Genomic DNA, 25,161 nt, shown 5'->3' on the forward strand with positions numbered 1-25,161 from the left:
CTCTCCCTTCTCATATTTATCGTTACAGCATCATATGCAGGCCCTTAGGCACTTGCCACCCCATGCAAGGATACACTTTTTCGTAAAATGGATACTTACTGAAATCCACGTTTGAAAAAAAATTGTTAAAAGTTAAAATAGTAAGGGTGAAGATTGCTAGAAGAAGAGAGGAATTACAATAACATGATTATCAAACCAAGAACACGTGGCTTTATCTGCACCACTGCTCATCCGGTGGGCTGTGCCCAACATGTTCAGGAGCAAATTGACTATGTACAGGCCCGTCCTGCTATCCAGGGACCTCGTAATGTGCTTGTGATCGGCGCATCTGCCGGATATGGGTTGGCTTCTCGCATTACTGCCGCCTTCGGTGCGCGTGCCAATACAATTGGTGTATATCGTTCTAGTAATGCTACGGCCACACGGACAGCATCGGCAGGCTGGTACAATTCTGCTGCATTTGAAAAAGCTGCTCAGGAAGCAGGGCTCCGATCCTTTAGCGTGACAGGTGATGCCTTCTCAGATGAAATCAAAGCCAAAACGGTGAAGGTCATTCGCGAAGAGCTGGGACAAGTCGATCTGGTGGTTTACAGTGTCGCTTCCGGTCGCCGCACGAATCCCCGCACAGGTGAAACGTTTAATTCCGTGCTTAAACCCATCGGCAAACCCTACACCAACAAGACCGTCAACTTCCACACCGGCGAAGTCACCAGCGTTACTCTGGAACCCGCGACGGAAGAAGAAGTCCATGGGACTGTGGAGGTTATGGGCGGCGAGGACTGGCAATTGTGGATTGACGCCTTGCGTGAAGGCGGTGTACTGGCTGATTCCGCAACGACCTTCTCCTTTTCGTATATCGGTTCAGATATTACCCAAGCCGTCTACAGAGAAGGCAGTATCGGAAGTGCAAAGGATCATCTGGAAGCAACAGCACGTGAGCTGAACGATCAGCTGAAAGCCACAGGCGGACGCGCCTTCGTCGCAGTTACCAAAGGACTGGTTACCCAATCCAGCTCTGCCATCCCTGTCGTACCTCTGTATATTTCAGCTTTGTACAAAGTGATGAAGGAAAAAGGACTACATGAAGGCTGCGTGGAGCAGAACTACCGTCTGTTTGCCGAGCGTCTGTATGCTCCGGAAACTCCAGTAGATGAAGAAGGACGTATTCGCATTGATGATTGGGAATTGCGTGAAGACGTACAGGCAGAGGTTGCAAAAATATGGGGCGAGCTGACGACAGACAATATCTACGAGCTGTCCGATCTTGAAGGATATCGCCACGAATTTTTCCAGCTATTCGGCTTTGAATTCGATGACGTGGATTATGAAGCTGACATCGACCCGATCGTCAGCATTCCTTCCGTTCGCTAATTATTGTAGTGCCCTTATATAGGAAGGGAAATACAAAAAGCTGTTCTCCGGCAGAGAGACATTCGGCTCTACAGGGAGGACAGCTTTTGTTTTAATTATAGTAGGAGATACATGTCCGCTTCGCATAGCAAACAAAAGCAGACATTGCAATTCAAGAATTCCTTTGATATTGTACAGGTAGGCATAGCAAAATCCCTCTTTTCGACAAGAGGGTAAACACAGTTAGACAAGTCCTACCTTGCCTGACAGTTTTTTTGCTCAGCCTAATACATCCATCAAAGGAGATGAACAACATGGCAAAAGACGTTTTGTGTGAAGTAAACTCGTGTACTTACTGGGCTCAAGACAATAAATGCAGCGCAAGCTCCATTTATATCGTAAGCAACAGTCCGGCGCACACTCACAAATCAGAAGAAACCGACTGCAAAACCTTTGAAGCCAAGTAATTCGTGCCTTGGAAAGGAGCCCCTGACCGGGTTCCTTTTTCTTTTCACATTCTAACAAGAATGATAATTATTATCAAGTCCTTTTTTCACACGGAAGACAAAAAAAGAAGCGTCGCTCTGAACGATTCGCTTCTTGTGCTTGACTCTTTGTAATTGTTCCTGCTTGGTTGGCTTCATTCGCACATGCTGCGATATCTCGCCATAATGACCATTTGTTTTGCGGCTCTGTACAGAGCAGTAGTTTCCGGCGCGCTTCGCCTTGCTTAGCGCTTTTTGTGTTTGAGTACGTGCCATACAGCTTTCACTCTCCTTGATTGAACTCCATTCATCATAGCATCTGGAATCCCAATCGTGAAGGGTACAAGTGTATGAGCTCACTGATTTCATTAAATTTCGGAAAACTAATTGGAATTGAAGTCTCTTCCTATTACCATGAAAACTATAATTAAAGCAAGAATAATAAGGCCGATACTCGTACCGACAATGCCACATACTAAACCTGCAACCGCCATACCTTTACCGTTTTCACCATAACGTCGAATTTCTTTGAACGAGATTGCACTTAAAACAATAGCAATTATCCCCAATATAACCGATATGTAAGGCATGAACACCAACATAAGATTCAAAATGCCTAATACCATAGACGCAATTGATTTACTGTTCGTAGCCGGTGGCTGTGGGGGCGGATTAAATGGGGCGTTATAACCACTCGTATCCTGAAAAGGATCGGACGATTGGGGGTCTTTGTATAAATTACTCATTTGTCTGATTCAACTCCAATATGTAAAATAACAATATATACGTTCTAGGATACCACAATCTTACAAATCAGGACAGTACTTATTTTGAAAATGATGGTTATCTTTTAAGCCGTATGCAACTATTCATTAAAATTCACAATACGTTTTACCGCAATATTCCTTTACTTTATTATCAATACTATTGGCCTTATGATAAAATGTAGTCAAGAAGCTCATAATAAAAAAGAGCAAGGATGCGCTAACATCCTCACTCTTTGGCAACGCCGCTTTGAAGAGCGGTCGGCAGTAGGTTGTGTCATGAAATGGACCGTTACCTTACCAGAGTAGGCGGTCTATTTCTTTTTGTTTTGGTTCAATGCAATAACAAGCGTGACGATTAATCCGATTAGCGTAACTAGCAACGTACCGAACATCATCATCAATGTCAGAGCATCCTTAACCTCCACAGGCCTCACCTCCTTCTCAGGAGACTAGCCGACCGCCCACTAAGCCATTCTGTTGTTGAAATCAAAAGCCCGATGCTATACCTCTCTCTTCAACATATCTTTCATAGAAATAATCTGCGGGTAAATCCATTCCTAACGTAATGCGATCCAGTTGGTGAACGGAAATAGAACGATTGCCTGTCACAATGCCACTCACGGTACCCGGATTCATGCCAGCGATGTGTCCAAACTTGGTCATACTCAATCCTTTCCGTCTCAGGTAGGTTTGAATTTCTGTCCGTATCGTAGGTGTAATTTTCATGGATAAAACACCCTTTCAGCGTGAACTCACAATATGATGCATAGTTAAATAAATTATGTAATTGAGAAACAAGTAGTAATATAGATTGCTTTATCGCTCATAATTATACCATTTTTTGGAACAAAATCATATACCTCTCAGATATTTACTTAAGATACCTTTTTGGATAGTTTGTAATCATTTCATGATTAAAGGTATCATCATTCTGCTTATGTATAGTTTATTGTGGAAAATCAGAATACAGCTCAAGCAATACAAAGTTACGCGATTGAATAGTTATACTCCTAATCATTTGTAATTTATCTATGAATTTACCTTAGATTCGATGTGTAGCATATAAGCAACCTTAACGATATTTGGGATGGTATCGAGTCAAAAATTAGGCCAAGTCGGGGAGTGGAAGTGCTGTGTCCATATTCGCAGAAGTTAAGTGGTCTATTGATTTTAACCATCCCAGGGTATATAATAATTGGATAAATTTAGAAGTTTAATATTTTCTAGTCCCCAAATTCGGAGACGATTCCGATTTTCCAAACTGCTCGTATGCTTCATCATCTTGCTTGCTGTGCTATGGTTAAAATCAATGCTTTCAAGCCATTCTGAAAATTGCCCATGCACCAAATCATTCTCCTTTACATGCTTCAATCGTCGTCCAATCTCAAACACTGACTGACCAGCAATTTGTTTGTAACTGTTGATTTCTTAAAATTAGTTCAAAATAAAAAAATAACCCCGGAATATTTCCGGGGCAAAGCTTCTATTATTTTGCGGATTTAGGGAGAGTTATGTGAATAGAAAGTGATGGTTTATCATAATTCACTTTTGCACCTATTGATTCACTAATGAACCTAAGGTTCACGTATAAAATATTTTCACCCAAAAAAGGTGTTTGAGATAAAGAATATGATTTACCATTTACAAATGCTGTCTTATTATCTTGGCTTAATTTTATGACAGTTGAGCCATCTTGACTGCTTGCAGTCACTGTTTTATTAGAATTATCCCAACTAACTTTCATATCATACTGCTCGAATATTTCACGAAAAGGAACCATTGCTACACCAGAATAAGCTATAAGCGCATTAAAATCCAGTTTTTCATTGTTAACATATATGTTAGCCCTTTGTGCTTCTCCGGCAGCGTAAATACTTGTTGAAAAAATAGAGCTGGCAAACAGAATAATCACCAAAAGAAATATATTCTTTTTCATAATACTTCCTCTCTTCTTAGCGCAAATTTTGATCAGCTATTATTGTAACTGTATTATTACCATCTCTTGTAATGGAAGAATGATCTAGAAGAGGAGCGCTAAAAGCACTGCTCGGAACCGCCACATCATTTACTTTTATACTTGAGTAAGTACCCTTATTTCTACCTCTGTCATCTGTTGAAACAACAGTCGATAAAAGTTTCCAATGATCCAGAGTATTAAGATTAAGACTATTATTAGTTTCCATAATAGAAATCAAACTGGTGTTTGTTCCATCTGAACAACCAACATCCCTACATGTTGCTGTACCGCTAATTTTCATTCTTACTTTTCCATTGTTATTATACCACACATATAAAACAACATCTGAATTTGATAAATAGGCATTAGCGGCTTGTACATTCCCATATCCTGCAACAATGCTAGAATGACTTTCCACTCCATTTCTTTTTACAACCATTGTTGGTTTCCAACCTTTTTCAAGAGAACCAGGGCCAACAGTAGAATCATAGACTAAACCCATATCTGCTTCATAAGCGCCTGAAGTGAAACCAGAATAGTTATATGCCGCTGTCTCTTGGACAACTTGCGAGTCAAGCGGGAGCCTTAACAGAGTTGATAAATAGTTTCCTGATTTGACTATGTTTTGTCTACCACCAATGCCGTCCTTAATGACATACGCAGAAGTAGTGATCCCGTCACTTTTACCTTCAGGTAAATATTTAACATCCGGCTTTTCAATTGTAAGTTCTGGAGCTTTGTTTGGGGCCTCTTCATATCTGTATACATAATCTTCACCTATAATAGTGTAATCATAAATGGCATTATCATAAACACTTTCCGACACATTTTTATTCAAACTTATCTTTTGGTTGCCAGCTCTGTCCTCTTCAATTCCCTTCTTAAAACGGTTTACAAGTTCATTAATTTTTGAACTAGATATATCATCGGGTTTATGTATTACAATTTCTCGCCCATTTGTACCCTCCAAAATTTTTTCTGCGCTTTCTGCGTTTGCAATATGTCCAGCAAACGGAGAAAAAACTAAAATAGCAGCGGATAAAATTGGTAATACCATTTTCTTTTTCATTTTTGTTTTCTCCTAAATAGAAAATTTTTGAAAATATTACACGAAATAATTCTACCACTTTTTCCCTAGTTGTCAACATAAAAATCTATTTAAAACATTAAATGTTAATCTCTAAGAAAAAACAGACATATATACAATGTGTTTTAGTCAATTTTTCTTTATTTAAGTTCTTTATTTGGGTTAGCATAAAAAAGCAACCGACACATGTCAGTTGCTCATCTCACAACAAAATACCTATTAGTCATATACCAAGCTTTGCCCTTCACTGTATCCACCATACCCTTTTTGCTATCCATAAACACAATTTCCCTACATTCTTTACAGCCCCATTTACTCCTTTTATACGCTGACTCCTCTATATAGGAAGCTCCACATTTACATTCTACCTGAATTAATGTTTTAAACTGGCTGTATGCTTCTGATAACTGTTCACTGGCTTTGCTTTCTGCTGTTGGTTGTATTGCTGCAACATGTTCCCTCTGCTCACTAAACTCATTATGTACTTTAAAGTCTGCTACAAGCTCAGGATTCAATCCAAAATGCTCTTTTCCTACTGTCGTCACAATATTTACTTCCTACACGATAAGATTCTATCCAGTTCTGTATTTGTTTGCTGGATAGGTTTACAGTTCCCTTAATGCCGCTATTTAACGTGCAGGTCATTGTGTGATGCTTTTTTAGATTCATGATCGAACTATCCCCTCCAATATTATGAATTGGTTCTTTTTGAAAAAATCTGCTTATTAAGTATGTCTTCTTGTTTCTTTAATATCTTAAATCCATCCCTAGAATAAATGTCTGGTTTATCAGACAATAAAATATACCCCTCATCAGTAGTTTTTAAAAAGTAAAGCTGAATATCTGTGCCGTTTATAATATACTCTTCCTATCTTCTTTGCTACAAAATATAAAGTCACATAAATAATTAAGCATTAATAAAAAGCTAAGAATTGAAGATTCTAATATTATCACCTTCAAATCTTTTATAGTTTTTGATATCACCTGTAAAAAAACCCATGATGACAATTAGTGTAGCAGTAGTAGCGACAGTTAGAGCAATTGACAGTGGCGTTACCATATATTTTTTGTTGCTCTTGTACAATAACTTTTCAAGAGGAGATGAGTTAATTAGCGCAATACCTTTGAAAATTGGTATGGCTAGTGCGACTACAGATCCAGCTCCGACTAAAGGCAAATATTTAGTTATAATTTCCATGCTTTTTCCTCTATTATCTAGATTTATTCCCTATAAATCCTAATAAAATCATCGTTTTACTTGATTACTTATTTCTTTTAATGATTTAATTACCTACTTCCGAGCATCGAAATTTTTTAGCTACACCTGAATCGCCAACCTATAATACAAATACATAAGCACTTTTCGAGGTGATCGAGCATACAGTATTTTACCTATTACTGAAAAATGCGCTCCATGAGAGCATCCTGCCAAGGAGGTCGGAGCTATGGTATATCGTGCAACATCCCGCAGAAGGGGTTCGCCTCACAAACGCTTAAATGCTGACACACTCAGGAAAATATCCGCCGCCATGCTGCCATTTTACAAGGCCATTGCAACCCGCCGTGCTTTTGCCGTCCAATGGTCACGAGCTGTGGTGCATGGCAATTTGGATCAGATGAAATCCCTCCTTTGCTCGGTAGCTCCATTTGCCGCCAAGCAAGGACTGGGCACGAATGGCATCGGCTACTTTATTTCCTTTTTAGCTCAGCCGCCGATGCTCTATTATACGAACGGAACGACGATTCCACCCGTTACGGTGCAGTTTACATTTGAGCCGAGGGTTCACCGTGCCATCGCCAAAGCCGTTTTTCCGCTGTATCTCGAATTGGCACGCAATCGATGCTTTGCCTCTGCCTTAGCCAAAGCAATCAACAGGAAAGACCAGCGTGCAGTTAATGTAATGGTCCGTAGTTTAATTCCATCCTCTGCGTTAAAATCCGTGCAAATTGAGGATGATGGCTTTGCACTACTTTTTAAGTATCCCTTTAGTAAGTATCCCTATCGCAATCTACTCATTCGGGAGTTCACTTAAAAAGGTTGCTACAAGCGTGCTTGCTTGAGTTCTCCAATGAGCTCTTTTCCCAGTTGTATAGCCATGTCTGTCAGCACTCGGATCTCGTCCTTGGTTGCATGATCCAAATGCGCCCCGCAGCAAATTGCAAAGTTGCCCGCAAACTCTTTTCGCAAACCAACGGCAATTTCTTCGGTAATATAAAATTCCTTGTGGGCTTGCAATTGAACGGTTTGAATCGGCTCCAGTCTAGCACCTGCTGTAATCGTTCCCAGATGGGGCTGATCACCGCCGGAAATAAGTACAACTATGTCCTCTCCCATAAAATAGGCATCCAGCACAAGGCGGATACGTCCGCTTTCTTTTTCCAAATGAATCATATGATTCTCTCCTGTCTAAAAAAATAATATTGTGAATACATTCACTTTGTATGTTTCTATTCATTGTATCGCTTCCAGACCTGTTCCACAATTCAAAAATGACCCACAGCAAGCCTCCATAAATGGTAGCTTGCTGTGGGTCTTCTGTTGTTATTTTAAAAGAAACATTCCATGCACCTGATTAACGGATCGTGATGGTATGCGCAGCTTTACCGCTTGCGCCATTATTATCTGTCACCGTCAACTCTACGGTATACGTTCCGGCTGTGGTAAATTTATGCTTTACCTTGGAGCCTGACGCTGTATCGCCATCGCCAAAGTTCCAGCTATAGCTGACGATTTCACCGTCTACATCCCGTGAGGCTTTTCCGTTAAACTGAACGTTCTTATTCTTCTTGGCTGAATCATTCGCCTGAATGATCGCAACTGGTTTCTCGTTAGAGGTAGGAGGATTCGGATCAGGGTCCTGCCCTCCACCCTTCGTTACATACAATCTTCCGGGTGCTTCCGTCTCCACTTCATTTCCTGCTGCATCCCTTACCCGGATCACAATGACTCCGCCTTCCAGGCTCAGAGAGGAGGAAGTGAAGTAAGTTCCTACATAATGACCTGACGAAGTTTCGTTTAGCGGAATTTCGTTTCGGGCCAAGGTGGTCAGATTGAAAGGCAATTCCACATGGAAGGATGCCTCCAATCCGGACGCACTGTCGAAGGATACCTGCACCGGTTGCCCTGGAGTGATACGCACATCCTCAGCAGGACTGATATTTTCCAGCTTCGGCAGAGCTGTATCGACATACACTGAACGGGTAACCGTCGTTACGTTCTCGGCAAGATCCTTGGCCGTTACCGTAATTTGATTTTCCCCTTCATTGATAAGCAGACGCTTGTTAAAGCTGCCGTCACTTCCAAATTCGGCTGGCTCACCGTTAATCGTCAAGTCGGTGAGGAACTCGTCGTACACCGTACCGGTTACACTGACGACACCCGCATTTGTACGAGCTCCTTCATCCGGCGAAGTCAGGATCAGACCCGGTTTAGTCTGGTCAAGTATGACGACCACCGGCTCGGAACGATCCGTCAACTTGCCGTATACCGCCGCCTGAACACTCAGCGGATTGGCACCCGGCTGAAGATCGACCGCCAGACTGAACTGGCGATCCTTCACCTTGGTTGTGCCAGCGAGTTCTTTACCGTTAAAAAGCTGGATGTCCGCCCCGTCTGCCGGGGAAGTACCTGTAACGGTAATTGTCTCTTCCTTCGTATACGTTGCCTTCGTTGGTGTTGTAATCGTTGGCGCATTAACCGGATATCTGACAATCGCCCGGATCATGTAATTTCCCTCAGCCTCCGGTGATTGGCTCCATGCGCCGCTTACACCTTGCCAGCTACGAAGCGCATTGGGTCCACTTTCGTCTGTAGCAAGACCCGGAGATTGCGTGCCCGCGCTTGGCTGCGTATAGACGATATAGAAGTCGCCTTGAACCGTTACGGGTTCAGGGAATTGTACGGTCGTCCACTGTGTTTCATCCCGAACGGCTGTGCCGTCGAATGGACCAGCCAGCAGACGTCCCGGTGCGCCTGCCGCACCAGAGGCATCATATACGGAGTATTTGAACGCCGTTCCTCCCGGATTCGGGAAGGCTGAATTCCAGAACAGAAGCGACGCTCCTGTCACTTGAGCCACCTCTGACTCAGGTGTCATTCTGACTGCCCAGGAGTTGCCTGCGGCGTTAAAGGCTCTTGCATTTTCCCCGGTACCGTCATCATAAGCGATACCTCCCTGAAAGCCGATAAATGGCTTCAATGTTACGTTCGCTTCCACACTACCGTTCGGAGGTGCTGTGACCGTGACACTGTCGCTGTAATAATTTTCCGCTGCAATGGATAATGTATAGGTCCCTTCCAGCACATCCAGCGTAAATTCTCCAGCCTCATTCGTCTCTACCGGAGCAATGCGTGCATCCTCCAGTACAAGCACTTTCGCTTTTCGGATCGGTTCACCGGATTGCTTATCGGTAATGACTCCGTGAATCGTACCATGAGGTACCGCTTGGAGACTAAAGTTCGCTCTCACCACTTTATTATTTTCAATAGTGACCTGTTTCGTTTGCGGCACATACCCATAGGCTTCAGCCTTCAGCGTATAATCGCCAGCTACGTGAATGAAGCTGTATTTGCCCGTAGTCGGGTCTGTTTTCACCGAACGTCCGGTTTCCAGTACGGTAACTGTGGCGCTGGCTGGAAGACTGTCGAGACCGACACGTCCGCTGTCCACCGCTGTTTCCGTCGGCTTCACTTTTTCCTGAAATTCGCTCTTTTCAGTGCTTGTAATCTTGTACAGCGGGAATTGTTCTTCCGCTTTTTCCAGCTTGATATTCGACTCAGGTAATACATCTTTGGTCACTGTCGAAGCTGGAATGCCCAGCACACGGAAATCGTCAATGTACCAACCGTTTTTGTTCACACTATTATCCGACTTCAAACGGAAGCGGAATTGAACCTCGTTGCCGGTATAGCTATCCAGATTGTAATAAACCGGTGCCCATTTTTTACCACTCGTGTTGTGAGAGAATTTACCCAGCTCTGTCCACGTGTCGCCATTATTTTTGGACACTTCCACATAACCGTAGTCATAGCCTGCCTCAATTTCAAACCAGTGGTTGAAGGTCAGTGTTGCGTTCCTTACACCATTCAAATTCATTTTTGGAGAAACTAGCGAAAAGTCGGCTCCGTTCTCATAGCTTCCATCAAGATCGGTTGCCCATACGTTTGGTTTGGATACCGCACTCTCTGGTCCCACTTCTTTGGGGATGCCACGTTCCCATTCATCCTTGGTCCCGGAATGAGTCCAGCCGTTATCCGAGCTGCCGTCAAATTGATCGCTATACAGCGTATCCGGCACTTCTACTCTCAGAGAAACCTCGTTCGACTTGGCACCCTCGTTACCACTGTAATCCTCGGCCGCCACTGCATAATGATAGGTCGAGTCGCCGACCGTAATCGTATCAGTGAATGTCAATCCAGAGGTTGTACCCAACGAAGTGTAATTTTTGCCCGATTGGGTGGAGCGATACACTTTGTACTGCTTCACGTCTTCATCGGATGGAGCATTCCAGGCCAGCGAGACGTTGCCGACCGTATCTGCATCGGCAGTTAGATTGCTTGGCGCGGCAGGTGCAACGGTATCCGGCTCCTGAATCGACAGATCGTCGATATACCAGCCATCTTTTACAACCGTATTATCACTTGTAAAGTTGAACAGCAGGTATACCTTCTGACCTGCAAATGCTCGCAGATCGAGATATTGTGTTTTCCAGCCGTTGCTGGTGCCCGTAAACGATAATACCTGCTCAAATGCATTCTGACTATTTTGGGTTGCCACATAAACTTTGCCGAAATCAGAATTGTTTTCAAGATCGTACCAATGCTTGAAGCTAACCAGTGCCCCTTTCGGGCTTTCGGTCAGATCAATTGGAGGAGCCATAAAATAACTGTTGGAATTGGTCTGGTATTGGCCTTCGAGATTGGTCGCGAGGACCTTTGTACCCGAATGTGCGCTTTTAGGGCCGCTTGTCGGAGTTCCCCATTTCCAAACACTGCCCTGTCCACCGATATTAATACCAGCAATGTCTTTTTCAAAGTCTTGTGTGTGGCCAGGTTTGACGCCTTTGGAGACATTAACCTTGTACACTTCGGTTTCAAAACCGTTATTGCCGTAATCATTCACGCGAATATAGTATTCCAGACCGGCGCTATCCACCAAGAAAGTCGGGATGGACGCTTGATATGTACCATCTTTGCTGTCGCCGGAGGTCCGTTCCAGCGGAATATATACATAGTTTGACGTACCCGCTGTTCTGGCAAATGCCTCAACCGCTGTCACGCCGACATTATCCGTTACATGAGCAGTCAGAGGTATATCAATGCCCTCGAATGCCGCAGCAGACGGTGTATGCTCCAGAACAGGCGCTTCCAGATCATCTCCACCTGTTACAACTTTACCGGATACGGAGCCCAAGCCCTGGACGACAGAGCCGACTGCATCCAGCGCATTAATGACACCATGTCCGTAGCCATTGTTCGGAGAGGTCGGATATGTGCTATCCGTGCGTGGTGTAGCTGTATTTTCCAGAATTTCTTCCAGTTGATCCACGGTAAGCGAATGATTCGCTTGCAGCAACAGAGCCGCAAGTCCCGCTACATGAGGGCCCGCCATGGAAGTTCCGTTATATCCGCCTTTATAGGCACCTCCAGCAACGGATGATCGAATATTTACCCCCGGTGCGGAAACTTCGGGCTTCACCTCGCCGTATGGCGACGGTCCCAGCAGTGAAAAGCTGGCCAGCTTGTCATTGAGATCGGTTGCTCCAGTGGCGAAGGATTCTGGATAGTTAGCCGGATTCGCTACCGATCCAGGTCCGCCCGGATTTGAAAGAGAGGTGTTACCTGCGGAGAACTCGGGGAATATCTGTGCATCCCGCCATGCTTGAACCACAGGTCGGAACCATTCATCGAGGCCGGGTCCGCCGCCCCACGAATTGTTCACCACGTCCGGTGCAAGCTCGGGATGAAGGTTACCTTGAGCATCCCTTGGCGCAAGCAACCATTGACCGCCATCGAGTATAATCGCATCCGTTGTTTCCGGATTAAAAATCCGAACCGCAATCCACTTCGCACCAGGTGCAACGCCTATTCGGTTCGTCCCATTTTCCTCGGAGCCAACCATCGTACCCATCGTATGCGTACCATGGGAACTGTCTTCCTGATCGACTGGAAGCGTCGCATGACTATGCGGATCGTACCAGCTCAGCTCGGGATTCACGACATTGCCTGCCGCGTCCAGACCGCGCCATTTGCGATGCAGGGCTGGGTGAGTGTAGTCTACGCCTGTATCGAGATTGGCGACGACGATTCCAGTTCCATCGATTCCTTGTTCCCATACTTGGGGTGCATTAATATGTGATATATTCCATTCCACGGTAGACGGGTCTACAGCGTTCTTACCTGTATTGCCGGGCTTCGCCGATGTTTTACTATCGTCCTTCTCCAGCTCTACAGCTTTCTCTGCCGTTGCAGATTTTGCCGTGTCCGCTGTCGCTGTTTCAGCAGCTTTGGCGGCTGTTCCCTCTGCCTGCTTGTCAACCGTCACCTTTTGCAGATAACGTGTTTCATTCGGCAAAATTTTGTCTACCTCAGGCAACTGTGAAATATGGTCCAGCACCTCCTTGGTGCTTGTGACCGCCAGGGCATTGACAATAAAGTAGCTTTTATATTCCTTCACTCCACCGCTCTCCGATTGCTTATCCAAATAATTTTCAAGCCCGTATTGGGTTCTTGAAGCGGTTTCACGTAGAGAGCTGATCACATGGCTGCGCGCAGCCATTTTGGCAGCGGAGGGCGTTATTTTCTCAAGTGAGGCCTTCTGGAGAGCATTTTTGGAAACCTTGTTTGTGTCTACCTGTTCTTTTAATTTGACCAGATAGGTTACATAGTTGTTCTCCTCAAACTGTTTGGTCAGTTTCGGGGATACCTTCGCGGTCGTGACCTTGTGCGAGGCTGATTTCAGCTCCAGCTTGGAGCCATCCGGTGTGTTATTCGCCAAAGCGGGTTGGACAAATGAAAAGGCCATAAGCAAAGAGAGTCCGATAGATAGCGGTTTCTTGAATCGTTTAGGTTTAATCAATTACTTCTCCACTCCTTTTACTAGGTTTAATATTTCTGGTATAACCTGTACAAGAGTAAGACCTCATGCCTTGCACATCAAACCTACGGGCTGCACAACATGATATGGTGGGCAACCACCTCCTTCATAGAATATAGAGGTATAAAACGATTTGGATTTTTCTTAGGTGAGTTTATTTCATAGGTGAGTTTGCGAATCTAAAATAGCAAGTGAGAAATTCAGCAGATACCAAGGAGAATAAGCAGGAGCACTTCGAAGAGAGAACATGTTATATCGTTACATTTTATATTAAAAATTGATATATAAACATATATTATGGATAGTATAAAGTTATCAAAACAGATATACAAGTCATTTTTTTGCAATTTCTTTGGAATTTTTAATTTTTGTATTTTCTATGTACGAAAACCCCTTTATAGCGGCTGCGTAAATAGTTGCATTACACGGTTAGCAGGTGTATGCAATCTCTGGACGAGCCGCTCAAAAGGATTTCCGAATTCTCTCTAAAGCACGATCAGATCATTCTTAGTTAAGTACCGAATTGACCGCAGCCAACGCGTCGATCAGGCCATACCCATAGCCGTTATTCGGTGAAGTTGGATATTGGCTGTCTGTCAGCGGCGTCGCTGTTTTCGAAATAACATCCTCCAGTTGATCCACTGTCAAGGATGGCTTGGCCTGGAGCAGCAATGCCGCTAATCCGGCCGTATGGGGGCCTGCCATAGATGTACCATTCCAGCCCCCCTCATATACTCCGCCAGGAACAGAGGAGCGGATGTTTACGCCAGGAGCCGATATTTCAGGCTTCACTTCGCCATATGGAGAAGGACCACGCAACGAGAAGCTGGCCAGCTTGTTGTTGACATCAGTCGCTCCAGTGGCATAAGCTTCCGGCAGATTTGCCGGATTGGCCACAGATCCAGGTCCGCCCGGATTGGAAAGAGAGGTGTTACCTGCAGAGAACTCAGGGAAAATCTGTGCCGCTCTCCACGCTTTGGTGACAGGACGATACCATTCATCCAGCCCAGGTCCGCCACCCCATGAGTTATTCACCACATCCGGTGCAAGCTCAGGATGCTTCTTGCCATTTTTGTCTACTGGAGCCAGCAACCATTGACCTCCGTCCAGAAGAATGGAATCTGTTGTGTTCGGGTTGAATACTCGAACGGCAATCCATTTGGCACCAGGAGCAACCCCGATTTCATTCGTACCGTTGCTATCCGAGCCAACACTTGTACCCATCGTATGCGTACCATGTCCATGGGAATCTGTCGGCAGGGATGCTCCGTTAACTGCATCATACCAGCTCAGTTCCGGATTAACGACTTTACCGGAAGCGTTCAGACCACGCCATTTTCTTTTCAGCGCTGGATGAGTATAATCCACGCCTGTATCCAGATTCGCGATAACTATTCCTTTACCGTTAATGCCTTTGGCCCAAACCTGTGGAGCTTTAATTTTAGAAATATTCCACTCCACCCGGCTCGGCGTTACAGCATCCTTATATACGGATTCCTCCACGGATTTTTGTGCACTTTCTTCTGTTACAGCCGTATCTACAGCCGCTTGATCGGCTACCGCCTGTTCAGTTGCCGGTTCCCCGACTTCTGGCTGGACATCCTTATCTATTTCAACCTTTTGTAGCTCCCGCGTTTCATCTGGTAAAATTTTGTCTACCTCAGGAAGTGTGGCCAGATTGTCCAGTACCTCCTTGGTACTCGTTACCGCAAGCGCGTTCACGATAAAGTAGCTCTTGTACTTTTTGACGCCTCCGTTATTGACCTCCTTCTTTAAGTATTCTTCCACAGGCTGTTGAGATTTTTCAGCAGTATCAATGAGAGAGTTCACAACCGTTGTACGCACAGAAAGCTTAGCGGCAGCGGGGGCTATCTGGTCTGCGGAAGCCTTTTGGAAAGCATGCTTGGCAACCAACTCTATATCTACCTGATCTTTTAATTTAACCAGATAGGTGACGTACTCGCTGTCACTGAATTGCTGGTTCAACTTGGCTGAAACCTTGGCGGAAATGGTCGAAGCTCCTGCTGCGGTGGTTGTGCTCGCATCTCCGTACACCGGAGAAATCAGAGAAAAAGCAAGAATAGCAGTAAAACTAGCCGATAACGTCTTTTTGATATTTTTCGACTTAATCAATACTTTCCATCTCCTTTTAATTGGTTTTGTGGTTCTCAAGAACAACCTGCCGACATTTGCGTGAAAAGCTCACAAAATAACCTTTGGCCCTCACCTCCTTCAAAAAATATAGATTCTGGCATGGAATCCATAGGTCATGATTCTGTGGTGAACAGCCAAGAGGGCAGGACCGAAAGAAACAGCATGTAAATTTTAAAATTTAGCTTATATCGCTTTGGAAAAAGTAAGAGAAAAACGTGAAGAAAAAAGTAGGGTAGGAAGCTAGAAGTTATCGAGGAGTTTAATATCCGTGCATTAAAAGCCAAATTAAAACAAAAGAATGATACAAATGGTATCTTTTGAATCTAGTATAATGTCATAAAAACAGATATACAAGCATTTCTTTGAATTTTTTTCCTTTTTCTTAGAAAAGCAAAAAACCTCTTCCGTTTTTACGAGCAGGTGCTAATCTGAGGGTGCACTGCTAATCGTAAAAATAAAAGAGATTTTTCGGCATTCGTTCTGCACTCCAATAGAAGAGTTCAGAGAGGGCTATCTACCGCTGTTTACAGGTATGGGAACCGGAACAGCTCCATCCGAAATGGATGGTTTTGATAGTGCTTTCGATCTGTCGCATAGGGCGGCACATTCCCGAAAAGCCATCTGCCTGCACCCGCGACATGTATCCCGATCCACCAGTGTTATGGCTGCCGTGAGGGCTTCTCCTGTATGCTCGAAAAAATGATCATGTCCGATCATGTCGTAGCATCCGGTTTTGTGAAGTAATGCCAGAGGCTGCGGCTGAAGGCCGGAAACAAGCACCGTTCCACCGGATTTTCGATATTTCTGAATCAATGCGGTAAAGTTAGATTCTCCTGTCATATCCATAAAGGGAACCTTACCCATACGCAGCAGCAAAATCCCTTGCTGGAGGTCAGCCTGACCTCCCATCCCCGAATTTTCCAATGCCGAAGCGGCACCAAAAAATAGAGGTCCTTCCACACTATAAATCGCCACCTGTGGGCAATCATGCTGCTCTGTAACCATATGCGCGCCGACTTTTTCATGCTTGACAGAAGGATCGGGTAACACCTTATCCACTGAAAGTGTACTGCTCATACGCTTGACGAACAGCACAACCGCCAGAATCAGACCTACTTCAACAGCCGTGGTCAGCGTCGTAAATACCGTCAGCAAAAAGGTGACAACCAGTACGATAGAGTCCGCTGTCCGCGTCTTGAGGATGTGTGCAAAATGTTTGCGCTCGCTCATATTCCAGGCGACCACCATCAACACCGGAGCCATACTCGCCAACGGAATATTGGATGCATACGGAGCAAAAACCACCAGAATAAGCAGCACAACCAAGCCGTGTACAATCCCCGACATGGGAGACACGGCACCACTGCGGATATTTGTGGCTGTGCGCGCAATCGCCCCCGTCGCAGGAATGCCGCCAAATAGCGGTGTGAGCAAGTTGGCAATACCCTGTCCGACCAGCTCACGATTGCTGTCATGCCGGGCTCCCGTCATGCCGTCAGCAACCACCGCCGAAAGCAGGGATTCGATAGCTCCCAGCATTGCGATGACAAGTGCGGGCGGAAGCAGCTTCACAATTAGGTCCCAGGTCACGCCTGGAACATGCAGCTCTGGCAGAGATGCCGGAATTGCGCCGTATGCGGAGCCGATCGTTGCCACCTGACCCGGAAAAAGCCAGGCTGCCACCAGCGTGGATAAGAGCAGGCCGACGAGTGAACCGGGTACCTTGGGCCATTTTTTAGGCACCAGAATGAGGGCGGCAAGACAGATACACGCCGTCAGAATACTGTATACATTCAGTGAAGGCAGGCGATGGATCAGCTCTGCCATAGAAGGCAGAAACGTTTCATGCCGCTCTACTCCGCGCAAGCCAAGAAAGTTAGCAATCTGACCGCTGAAAATCGTCACGGCAATGCCCGCCGTAAAGCCAATCGTTACCGGCTTAGGGATAAACTTAATTAACGCTCCCAGCCTCAGCACGCCCATTAAGATGAGCATAATCCCTGCCATGAAACCGGCTATGAGCAAGTTCTCATAACCGTACTGCATGACAATAGCCAGCAAAATTGGAATAAAAGCGCCCGTAGGTCCGCCAATCTGAAATTTGGACCCTCCTAACAGTGAAACCAAAACTCCTGCCACTATGGTCGTGTACAGCCCGTATTCCGGCTTTACTCCCGATGCAATGGCAAACGCCATACCGAGCGGAATGGCCACAATTGCCACGATACTTCCGGAAATCAGGTCCTTTCGCAAAGCTCCTGCGTTATATCCCTCGAACCTTCCCATCCACTTCATCCCCTGTAACCCTTCTTTTCTGTAGTAGCATTACTTCTCGTTCCGTATACCCTCCAGCAACGAGATCGCTTCGACCAGATGATTGTCAAAGATTTGCCGCGCCACCGCAAGCAGTTCCGTCAAGAGCGGGTCCCGCAACGAGTAAACAACTGTCGTGCCTTCCTTGATGCTGCTCACCAAATTTTTGGCGCGCAATACGGCCAATTGCTGCGATACGGCAGAGCCTTCGGAACCAAGCGCAGTCTGTAGCTCATTTACGTTCCGCTCCCCTTCACTCAACACCTCCAGAATGCGGATGCGCAGAGGGTGAGCCAATGCTTTGAAAAAGTCGGACTTAAACTTCTGGAGATCTCCTTCCATGCTTGCTCCGTCCCCCTCACAAAAATTGTCCTGTAAATCATCAACAATATCTGAATATTTGAATATTTAGACAATAACAGGTTTAGTTCATTTGAACTATGAACTAACTCACACTTCACTATGATTAAAGTCACATCTTTCCATACTTCCTCTTTTTGGGGTTGACAGCTTCCACAGGTTTCCATTAACATTGCAATTAACTTTAAGAAAAGGGGGCCGACAGACATGACTGAGCTTTACATGATGGTGACAGACAGGCAGCATGACAAAACCACATATTTGAATTTTCGTCTCATCGGCCCCGTTCGGGCGACATGATGGGTGACATCGCGCTGTCTGACGGCGTGATTAACCAGGCTTTTTTGTATCTAATGCTATTGGAAGAACAGGTTATTTTACGTATTAATGATGTATAGATCATGACGTGTAATGACACTTTCGGTGCAGGAAGCCGTAGACGACAAGTCTGCGGCTTTTTTTATTTTCTTTTTAGAGCTTAATTTGTATGTATTTTTAGACTTACATGAAGAAGGGAACTATCCAACCATATGAATATACAACACACAACAGACTCGTTCTTAGAAAAGGGACCTTACAGCCATCTTATGAAGCTTCCGGCTGGCGATTTGACCGTATATGCTTCTCAGCAGCTTTTCTCCTCGCTGGATTACAAAGTGTTCGAGATGGCTAATAACAATTTACAAATTCCCGGTATCCGCTATATGGGCTATACTCCGGATGTGCATGTAGGCGTTGGAACCTGCATCGGCACGACAGCGGTATGGGGAATGGAGGACGGCTATGTATCTCCCTCCATCGTCGGCAGCGATATCGGTTGCGGCATGCGCGTACACCTGACGAATTTACACAAGGATGCCTTGAAGGAAACCAAGCTGCGCCGCAAGCTGGTCAAGACCATTGATAAATATTTGCCGATGGAAGCCCACCAGCGCGGACATTATTCAGATATCCGGCTGGAGCATATTGTACGCAAGGGCCTGCATGGATTACCTAATAAATATATTCCGGACAGCTACACGCCTAAAAAATCCACCTCACTCACCCATGTAGAACACAGTAAGTTCTCATTTGATGAGGAGGTACTCAACCTTGTCGAAGATCGCACATGGCACCGGGCTCACCGCCAGCTCGGCACGCTGGGTGGAGGCAATCATTTCGTCGAAATTCAGGCGATTGAAATCGCGGAAGAAAACCGCGAAACAGCTGAAGCTTGGGGTATGTTCGACGGTCAGGTTGCCGTGATGATTCATTCCGGATCACGGGCTTGGGGTGGAGCCGTCAGCCAGACCAGTTCATCTGCCATTGCCAAGGCGATGAGCCGTCTCGGACTCGGTACCTCCGACCCGAGACTGGTATTCGCACCGCTGGATCATCCCGAGGCTGCACATTACATCAATATGATGTACTCGGCATTGAACTATGCGGTGGTGAACCGACATTTGATCGCATATTCCGTGCGTGAAGCCTTCCGTGATGTCTTTGGTACAAAATGCGAGTTGCGCACCTTGTACGATCTGATGCACAATTATGGTTGGGAGGAATCTCACCCGGATCACGGTAACGTGTTTGTGCATCGTAAAGGTGCTACGCGCGCTCTCCCAGCAGGGCACCCCGACAATCCTCGGCCTTATCAGGCGACAGGGCATCCGGCCCTGATCCCCGGCTCTATGGGGACAGCCTCTTATATTATGGTAGGTTTACCAGGCGGTCAGGATAACTTTCACTCCATTTGCCATGGAGCGGGCCGTATTCGTTCGCGTTCTGCGACCAAACGGCTCGTCAGTGTGGACGATTTTGCAGGGGCGCTGGGTGTAGGGACAGACGACGAAATTGTGGTCAATCAGGCATCGCTGGAAAGCATTATCGACGAATCTCCGCAAGCCTACAAAAATGTAGATGATATTATTGAAAGTGTTACCGGGGCAGGACTCGCAGCAGTTGTAGCCAAGTGTAAGCCGCTGGCCGCCCTGAAAGGAGCCAAATAATTTGAGTATAGACATCCCGGCTATTTACGAATTTGATGAACGTACAGATGGGCGCATTACCGGTTATGCCGCTTATGCCCGTCTGATCGACGGCATCAGTGAAGCACTCTATAACCGCTATGGTGTAAAATATGAGCTGTATGCCAGCGACGATCCCAATATTGAGTATTGGGATTTGCTGGAGGAGGATATTCGTTCAGCCAGCCCTGATCTGGAGCATGTGGCACGGGTCTTCGATCGTTTGGAGGAACGCACCATCCAGTATGATGATGACGGGCCGACCCCAGAATACGGCGTGCACCTGTCGATGCGTAATAATGTATTCGCCTATCCCAAGTGGGGCATCGCGCTGGCGCGAGTTCCCTTTTTCCGTGATAATGGCGTATATAATGAAGATTACGTATTTGCGATAGGCGATCAGGAGCTGCAAGGCTTCCTCGCGGGAGTACGCGGTCGTGAACGCAAGCAAAATATGAAGCGTGTCACCGTCTTTACCGACACAAGTCGTGGACTTTCCCGGCAGGCGGAGCCGATAACCCGCGCAATTACGCGAGATGACGTGATTTTGAAAGCGGAAATCAAGCGGGATATTTTCCGATCACTCGATCAGTTTTTTGAAGCAGATCGTTCTTTCTATCAGACTTATAACATTCCTTACAAGCGTGGTATTCTGCTATACGGCCATCCAGGCAACGGTAAAACAACACTTGTAAAATCAATTGCGAGCAGCGTACCGGGTCCGGCCGCCTACTGGCAAATTACGGAGTATACGACCAGTGAATCGGTCAAAGAGGTGTTCGAGGCGGCTACCCGTCTGGCGCCTATGGTTCTGGTCATTGAGGATATTGATTCCATGCCGCAGGAGGTTCGTTCCTTTTTCCTGAATACGCTTGATGGTGCTACTTCCAAGGAGGGCATTTTCCTGATCGGAACGACCAATTATCCTGAAAAAATTGATCCGGGTCTGATGAACCGGGCGGGTCGCTTTGACCGTGCCTATGAGATCAGTCTGCCGGACGAAGCGCTGCGACTGGCGTATCTCAAGCTGCGCAACTTCCTTATTTTTGCAGGAGAAGCGGGTACGCAGAAGGCGGCGGCGATGACTGACGGCTTTTCTCTGGCCCAGCTCGGCGAGTTGTATGTCAGCACTGCTCTGGAATGGCATGAGAGTGGAAAAACAGATATTGAGCTGATTATTAAAGGTATGCGAGGCGAGCTGGATAAGAGCCGTAAGCAGGACTGGTTAAAAAATGTAGCTGAAGGACGAGTTGGATTCTTCTAAATCGTAATAAAAAGAAGAACCTCTGATGCCCATAATGGCGCATGTAGAGGTTCTTCTTTTTCCATCTTCTTTTTATTCTGTTTCCCCGCTCAGACGATTCAAAAACTGAATAGCCCGTGGACTGGTGGGGCGTTCAAGTACCTCATGAGGTGAACCTTGCTCCACAATCACGCCCTGATCCATCAAAATCACATGGTCAGCGACCTCGGCGGCAAATTTCATTTCATGGGTGACAATGACCATGGTCATGCCTTCGGCAGCCAGTTGCTTCATGACCTTGAGCACCTCACCTACCAGCTCGGGGTCAAGCGCAGAGGTCGGCTCATCGAATAACAGCACCTCAGGCTCCACCGCCATTGCCCGGGCAATACCGACCCGTTGCTGCTGTCCGCCCGACAACTGATGGGGATAGGATTCCGCTTTGTCCGCCAGTCCCACCTTTTTAAGCAGCTCCAATGCTCGTTTGCGTGCCTCGTCCTTATTTTTCTTTTGAACGGTGACTTGTCCCTCCATTACGTTTTGAACTACTGTCATATGCGGGAACAGGTTGTAGGATTGAAACACCATACCCGTTCGCTTGCGCAGCGCCAAGATGCTTTCCTGCCGCAACTTCGTTCCTTTGGCAAAATTCAGTGCAATATCCCCCACCTGAATCTCACCCTGATCGGGAACCTCCAGCAAATTCAGACAGCGCAAAAACGTTGTTTTACCAGAGCCGGACGGGCCGATGATCACCAGCACCTTCCCTTTATCCAACGTCACATTAACACCCTTCAGCACTTCCAGCGAGCCGAACGATTTGTGTATATTCCGAATTTGGATCACCGGTACAATCTCCTTTATCTGACGGAAAAACGGCTCAGCCGCTTCTCCAAGTAATTTTGCAGCACGGTCAATACGGTGCTAAACAGCAGATAAATAACCCCCGCCTCGGTATACACCAATAACGGCTCATACGTGGTGGCTACAATCTGGTTAGCTGTTCTGAACATTTCCACATAGGTGATGGTCGCAGCTAGCGAAGTATCCTTGACCAAACTGATGAAAGAATTAGCTAACGGCGGTACGGATACACGGGCTGCTTGCGGAAGCACGATACGTCGCAGTACTTGCCAACGCGTCATCCCCAAGGAGTAGCCAGCCTCCCATTGACCTTCCTGAATGGATATGATAGCCGCACGCATAATTTCGGAGCCATAAGCCCCCACGCTGAGCGTAAAGCCGATCACTGAAGCAATGAAAGGGTCCAGCGTAATGCCAACTGAAGGCAAACCGTAGAAAATAATATACAATTGTACCAGCAACGGTGTTCCCCGAATCACCCACACATAGAAACCGGAAATCAGCTTGAGTACTTTCCATTTGGACAGTCGAGCCAACGCCGTAACCAGCGCCAGTATCAAGCCCAGAGCAAAAGAGATAAGTGTGAGCGGAATCGTGAAAGAAACCCCTGCTTTCAGCAGAGGCAGTAATGAATCGATAATAATTTGTATCTGGCGATCATCCATTGTGCAGACATCCTTTAAAAAGATAAGTTTGCGAAAATTCGGTTCGACATGGCGAGACTCCGGTTATTCGTGTGTTATTTGGATACGTCGGCTCCAAAATATTTCTCGGAAATTTTCAGGTACGTACCGTCAGCCTTCATGTCAGCCAGCGCTTTGTTAACTTCCTTGATCAAGTCTTCACTACCTTTGTTAAAAACAGCCGCGCTGTGTGAAGCATCTAAAGATTCATCTACCTTTTTGATGGGAGCGTCAGGCTTTTGCTTTTTCAAATCCAGGTAGGACAAACCATCATTGACGGTCGCATCGACCCTTTTGGATGTCAGGAGACCAATCGCCTGATCGAATCCATCCGTTGCCACAATTTCCGCGCCGTTGCTCTTCGCGATTCGAGTCAGGTTACTGGTCAGGGATTGCCCGGCCTTTTTACCTTTCAGATCAGCAAACTTTTTGATGTCATTATTATCTTCGCTTACGATCAGAACCGCTTTGGACACGATGTACGGATCGGAGAAATCGTATTTTTGCTTACGTTCATCGGTAATAGACACCTCATTAAACACCGTGTCAAACCGCTTGGAGTTCAATCCTGCGAATATGCCGTCCCATTGTGTCTCGATAAACTCAGGCTGTACGCCCAGACGCTTGCTTACTTCAGTCGCAATATCGACGTCGAAGCCTGTCAGCTTACCAGCAGCATCATGGTAGGTAAACGGAGCATAGGTACCTTCCGTACCAATTCGCAGCTTGCCGCTCGCTTTTACAGATTCCAAAGTAGCCATAGCGGTTGTATCTGCTTTTCCATTATTTGATCCGGTATCCCCGGTAGAAGCATTATTTGAATTAGCCCCTTTGTCGTTGTTGCCGCAGGCCGAAACCAGCAAAGCCATTACGATCAGTACGACTGGTAAAAATCTAAATTTTTTCATGTTAACCACCACACTCTTTTCCTTTTTCTTGATAACCTAGCACGTAGCTGGCTCATTGAATAGTACATCATTCATTTTTACATGTCAATGCTTTTATCCAATAATTCCTATGCAAAAGGTAAGCTATATGACTTCTGGAATCCAAGTCATCCTAGGTTGGCTCATTCATAGTTAGACTATTCATTTTATCTATCCTCGCAGTAACTTTTTTCTGTACCTTTTACGTCAGAGGTCTCGTATAATAGATTTCAATATGGAGATTAGTAATATTTCCTATGAAACTGCCGTATCTGTTCGTTGGCCTTGCCTTAATGGTGCCCTCCGAATCCTTTGCCGTGTAGCCAGTCTGGATCTGATGTTTTCTTTTGCTCTGCTGCCTGTAGGTTATCTGGCTGTGGGTGCGATCGCGGACAAGCTTGGCGGCATCTTCACCATCGGCCTGTTTTCAACCATTGGCATGTGCATCGTGTTGGGCGTTTTATGTGTGCCTCATATCAGGCGGTTTCAATAAAAAAAGCAGCTTCAGCAAGGCTCATTTGTGAACCTTGCTGAAGCTGCTTCTTTTCATTTGATACCCTTATGCCCTATAAGGACTAGTGGAATCGATATTTTATGTGTTAGCCCCTGCTCCGTCCAACGGAGCGGAAGATCAAGCTTACAATCACGACCAGCACAATCGCACCAATTAATGCAGGAACGATGTAGAACGATCCGATTTCAGGACCCCAGTCTCCCAGAATCAAGCTACCCAACCATGCACCGATAAAACCAGCGATGATGTTACCTATCACGCCACCCGGAACATCACGACCTGCGATAATTCCTGCTAACCAACCAATAATACCTCCAACAATCAATGCCCATAACCAACTCATTTTGCGTCACCTC

21 protein-coding genes and 3 pseudogenes are annotated in these 25,161 nt (G+C 45.9%); 6 read left to right on the forward strand and 18 right to left on the reverse strand.

What is annotated here, in order from left to right; all coding sequences use genetic code 11:
* Positions 1-183 precede the first annotated feature (183 nt).
* Positions 184-1,371 (forward strand): enoyl-ACP reductase FabV, encoded by a 1,188-nt coding sequence (gene fabV / locus AC0WRU_RS17865; RefSeq protein ID WP_476125787.1) that lies wholly within the window; start codon positions 184-186, stop codon positions 1,369-1,371.
* Between the two features lie 293 nt (positions 1,372-1,664).
* The gene (locus AC0WRU_RS17870) at positions 1,665-1,817 is read left to right on the forward strand and encodes a DUF1540 domain-containing protein (RefSeq protein ID WP_134913222.1); all 153 of its coding nucleotides are present in this window, start codon (positions 1,665-1,667) and stop codon (positions 1,815-1,817) included.
* A 51-nt stretch (positions 1,818-1,868) separates the two neighbouring features.
* Here the strand turns inward: AC0WRU_RS17870 and AC0WRU_RS17875 are convergent, their stop codons facing one another.
* The 9 genes and pseudogenes from AC0WRU_RS17875 to AC0WRU_RS17915 all read right to left on the reverse strand — a co-directional run bounded on the left by AC0WRU_RS17875 (position 1,869) and on the right by AC0WRU_RS17915 (position 6,844).
* Positions 1,869-2,111, reverse strand: a complete 243-nt coding sequence (locus AC0WRU_RS17875; protein WP_476125788.1) for a hypothetical protein — start codon at positions 2,109-2,111, stop codon at positions 1,869-1,871.
* Positions 2,112-2,218: 107 nt separating this feature from the next.
* The gene (locus tag AC0WRU_RS17880) at positions 2,219-2,581 is read right to left on the reverse strand and encodes a DUF4190 domain-containing protein (RefSeq protein ID WP_476125789.1); all 363 of its coding nucleotides are present in this window, start codon (positions 2,579-2,581) and stop codon (positions 2,219-2,221) included.
* Positions 2,582-2,913: 332 nt separating this feature from the next.
* The gene (locus AC0WRU_RS17885) at positions 2,914-3,027 is read right to left on the reverse strand and encodes a putative holin-like toxin (protein ID WP_235332289.1); all 114 of its coding nucleotides are present in this window, start codon (positions 3,025-3,027) and stop codon (positions 2,914-2,916) included.
* A gap of 85 nt (positions 3,028-3,112) precedes the next feature.
* Positions 3,113-3,328, reverse strand: a pseudogene (locus AC0WRU_RS17890) (helix-turn-helix domain-containing protein); the annotation flags it as partial.
* A 444-nt stretch (positions 3,329-3,772) separates the two neighbouring features.
* Complete coding sequence (locus AC0WRU_RS17895; protein ID WP_476125790.1) at positions 3,773-3,994, reverse strand: DUF3102 domain-containing protein; 222 nt, start codon at positions 3,992-3,994, stop codon at positions 3,773-3,775.
* Positions 3,995-4,088: 94 nt separating this feature from the next.
* A complete protein-coding gene (locus AC0WRU_RS17900) occupies positions 4,089-4,538 on the reverse strand; it encodes a copper amine oxidase N-terminal domain-containing protein (protein ID WP_476125791.1) in 450 nt (149 codons plus the stop codon).
* Between the two features lie 16 nt (positions 4,539-4,554).
* Positions 4,555-5,628 carry a YrpD family protein gene (locus tag AC0WRU_RS17905; protein WP_476125792.1) on the reverse strand — a complete coding sequence of 358 codons (1,074 nt, stop codon included), beginning with the start codon at positions 5,626-5,628 and terminating at the stop codon, positions 4,555-4,557.
* A 215-nt stretch (positions 5,629-5,843) separates the two neighbouring features.
* Positions 5,844-6,315 (reverse strand): annotated as a pseudogene (locus tag AC0WRU_RS17910) (hypothetical protein).
* Between the two features lie 256 nt (positions 6,316-6,571).
* Positions 6,572-6,844 (reverse strand): hypothetical protein, encoded by a 273-nt coding sequence (locus AC0WRU_RS17915; protein WP_476125793.1) that lies wholly within the window; start codon positions 6,842-6,844, stop codon positions 6,572-6,574.
* A gap of 247 nt (positions 6,845-7,091) precedes the next feature.
* Here AC0WRU_RS17915 and AC0WRU_RS17920 point away from each other — a divergent pair, with 247 nt between their 5' ends.
* Positions 7,092-7,679 carry a hypothetical protein gene (locus AC0WRU_RS17920; RefSeq protein WP_476125794.1) on the forward strand — a complete coding sequence of 196 codons (588 nt, stop codon included), beginning with the start codon at positions 7,092-7,094 and terminating at the stop codon, positions 7,677-7,679.
* Between the two features lie 8 nt (positions 7,680-7,687).
* On the opposite strand, the gene lpdD is transcribed toward AC0WRU_RS17920, so the two are convergent.
* From lpdD to AC0WRU_RS17945, 5 genes are all read right to left on the reverse strand, one after another.
* Positions 7,688-8,038: a prenylated flavin chaperone LpdD gene (lpdD, locus tag AC0WRU_RS17925; protein ID WP_476125795.1), complete on the reverse strand. Its 351-nt coding sequence runs from the start codon at positions 8,036-8,038 to the stop codon at positions 7,688-7,690.
* 181 nt (positions 8,039-8,219) lie between these two features.
* The gene (locus tag AC0WRU_RS17930) at positions 8,220-13,724 is read right to left on the reverse strand and encodes a S8 family serine peptidase (protein ID WP_476125796.1); all 5,505 of its coding nucleotides are present in this window, start codon (positions 13,722-13,724) and stop codon (positions 8,220-8,222) included.
* Between the two features lie 525 nt (positions 13,725-14,249).
* Positions 14,250-15,875 carry a S8 family serine peptidase gene (locus AC0WRU_RS17935; protein ID WP_476125797.1) on the reverse strand — a complete coding sequence of 542 codons (1,626 nt, stop codon included), beginning with the start codon at positions 15,873-15,875 and terminating at the stop codon, positions 14,250-14,252.
* A gap of 531 nt (positions 15,876-16,406) precedes the next feature.
* Entirely contained in the window at positions 16,407-18,191 is a 1,785-nt protein-coding gene (locus AC0WRU_RS17940; protein WP_476125798.1) for a SulP family inorganic anion transporter, read from the reverse strand.
* A gap of 30 nt (positions 18,192-18,221) precedes the next feature.
* A complete protein-coding gene (locus AC0WRU_RS17945; RefSeq protein ID WP_476125799.1) occupies positions 18,222-18,551 on the reverse strand; it encodes an ArsR/SmtB family transcription factor in 330 nt (109 codons plus the stop codon).
* A 548-nt stretch (positions 18,552-19,099) separates the two neighbouring features.
* Between AC0WRU_RS17945 and AC0WRU_RS17950 the strand changes: the two genes are divergently transcribed.
* Positions 19,100-20,557: an RtcB family protein gene (locus AC0WRU_RS17950; protein ID WP_476125800.1), complete on the forward strand. Its 1,458-nt coding sequence runs from the start codon at positions 19,100-19,102 to the stop codon at positions 20,555-20,557.
* A 1-nt stretch (position 20,558) separates the two neighbouring features.
* Complete coding sequence (locus AC0WRU_RS17955; protein ID WP_025686373.1) at positions 20,559-21,839, forward strand: AAA family ATPase; 1,281 nt, start codon at positions 20,559-20,561, stop codon at positions 21,837-21,839.
* A 72-nt stretch (positions 21,840-21,911) separates the two neighbouring features.
* Here the strand turns inward: AC0WRU_RS17955 and AC0WRU_RS17960 are convergent, their stop codons facing one another.
* From AC0WRU_RS17960 to AC0WRU_RS17970, 3 genes are all read right to left on the reverse strand, one after another.
* The gene (locus tag AC0WRU_RS17960; protein ID WP_476125801.1) at positions 21,912-22,664 is read right to left on the reverse strand and encodes an amino acid ABC transporter ATP-binding protein; all 753 of its coding nucleotides are present in this window, start codon (positions 22,662-22,664) and stop codon (positions 21,912-21,914) included.
* A 14-nt stretch (positions 22,665-22,678) separates the two neighbouring features.
* The gene (locus tag AC0WRU_RS17965) at positions 22,679-23,347 is read right to left on the reverse strand and encodes an amino acid ABC transporter permease (RefSeq protein WP_283652894.1); all 669 of its coding nucleotides are present in this window, start codon (positions 23,345-23,347) and stop codon (positions 22,679-22,681) included.
* Positions 23,348-23,421: 74 nt separating this feature from the next.
* A complete protein-coding gene (locus AC0WRU_RS17970; RefSeq protein WP_476125802.1) occupies positions 23,422-24,273 on the reverse strand; it encodes an amino acid ABC transporter substrate-binding protein in 852 nt (283 codons plus the stop codon).
* A 311-nt stretch (positions 24,274-24,584) separates the two neighbouring features.
* Here AC0WRU_RS17970 and AC0WRU_RS17975 point away from each other — a divergent pair.
* Positions 24,585-24,784 (forward strand): annotated as a pseudogene (locus tag AC0WRU_RS17975) (MFS transporter); the annotation flags it as partial.
* Positions 24,785-24,890: 106 nt separating this feature from the next.
* On the opposite strand, the gene AC0WRU_RS17980 reads toward AC0WRU_RS17975, so the two are convergent.
* Complete coding sequence (locus tag AC0WRU_RS17980) at positions 24,891-25,148, reverse strand: GlsB/YeaQ/YmgE family stress response membrane protein (protein ID WP_025686368.1); 258 nt, start codon at positions 25,146-25,148, stop codon at positions 24,891-24,893.
* Positions 25,149-25,161: the final 13 nt, after the last annotated feature.

Source organism: Paenibacillus sp. 1-8 (assembly GCF_056316205.1).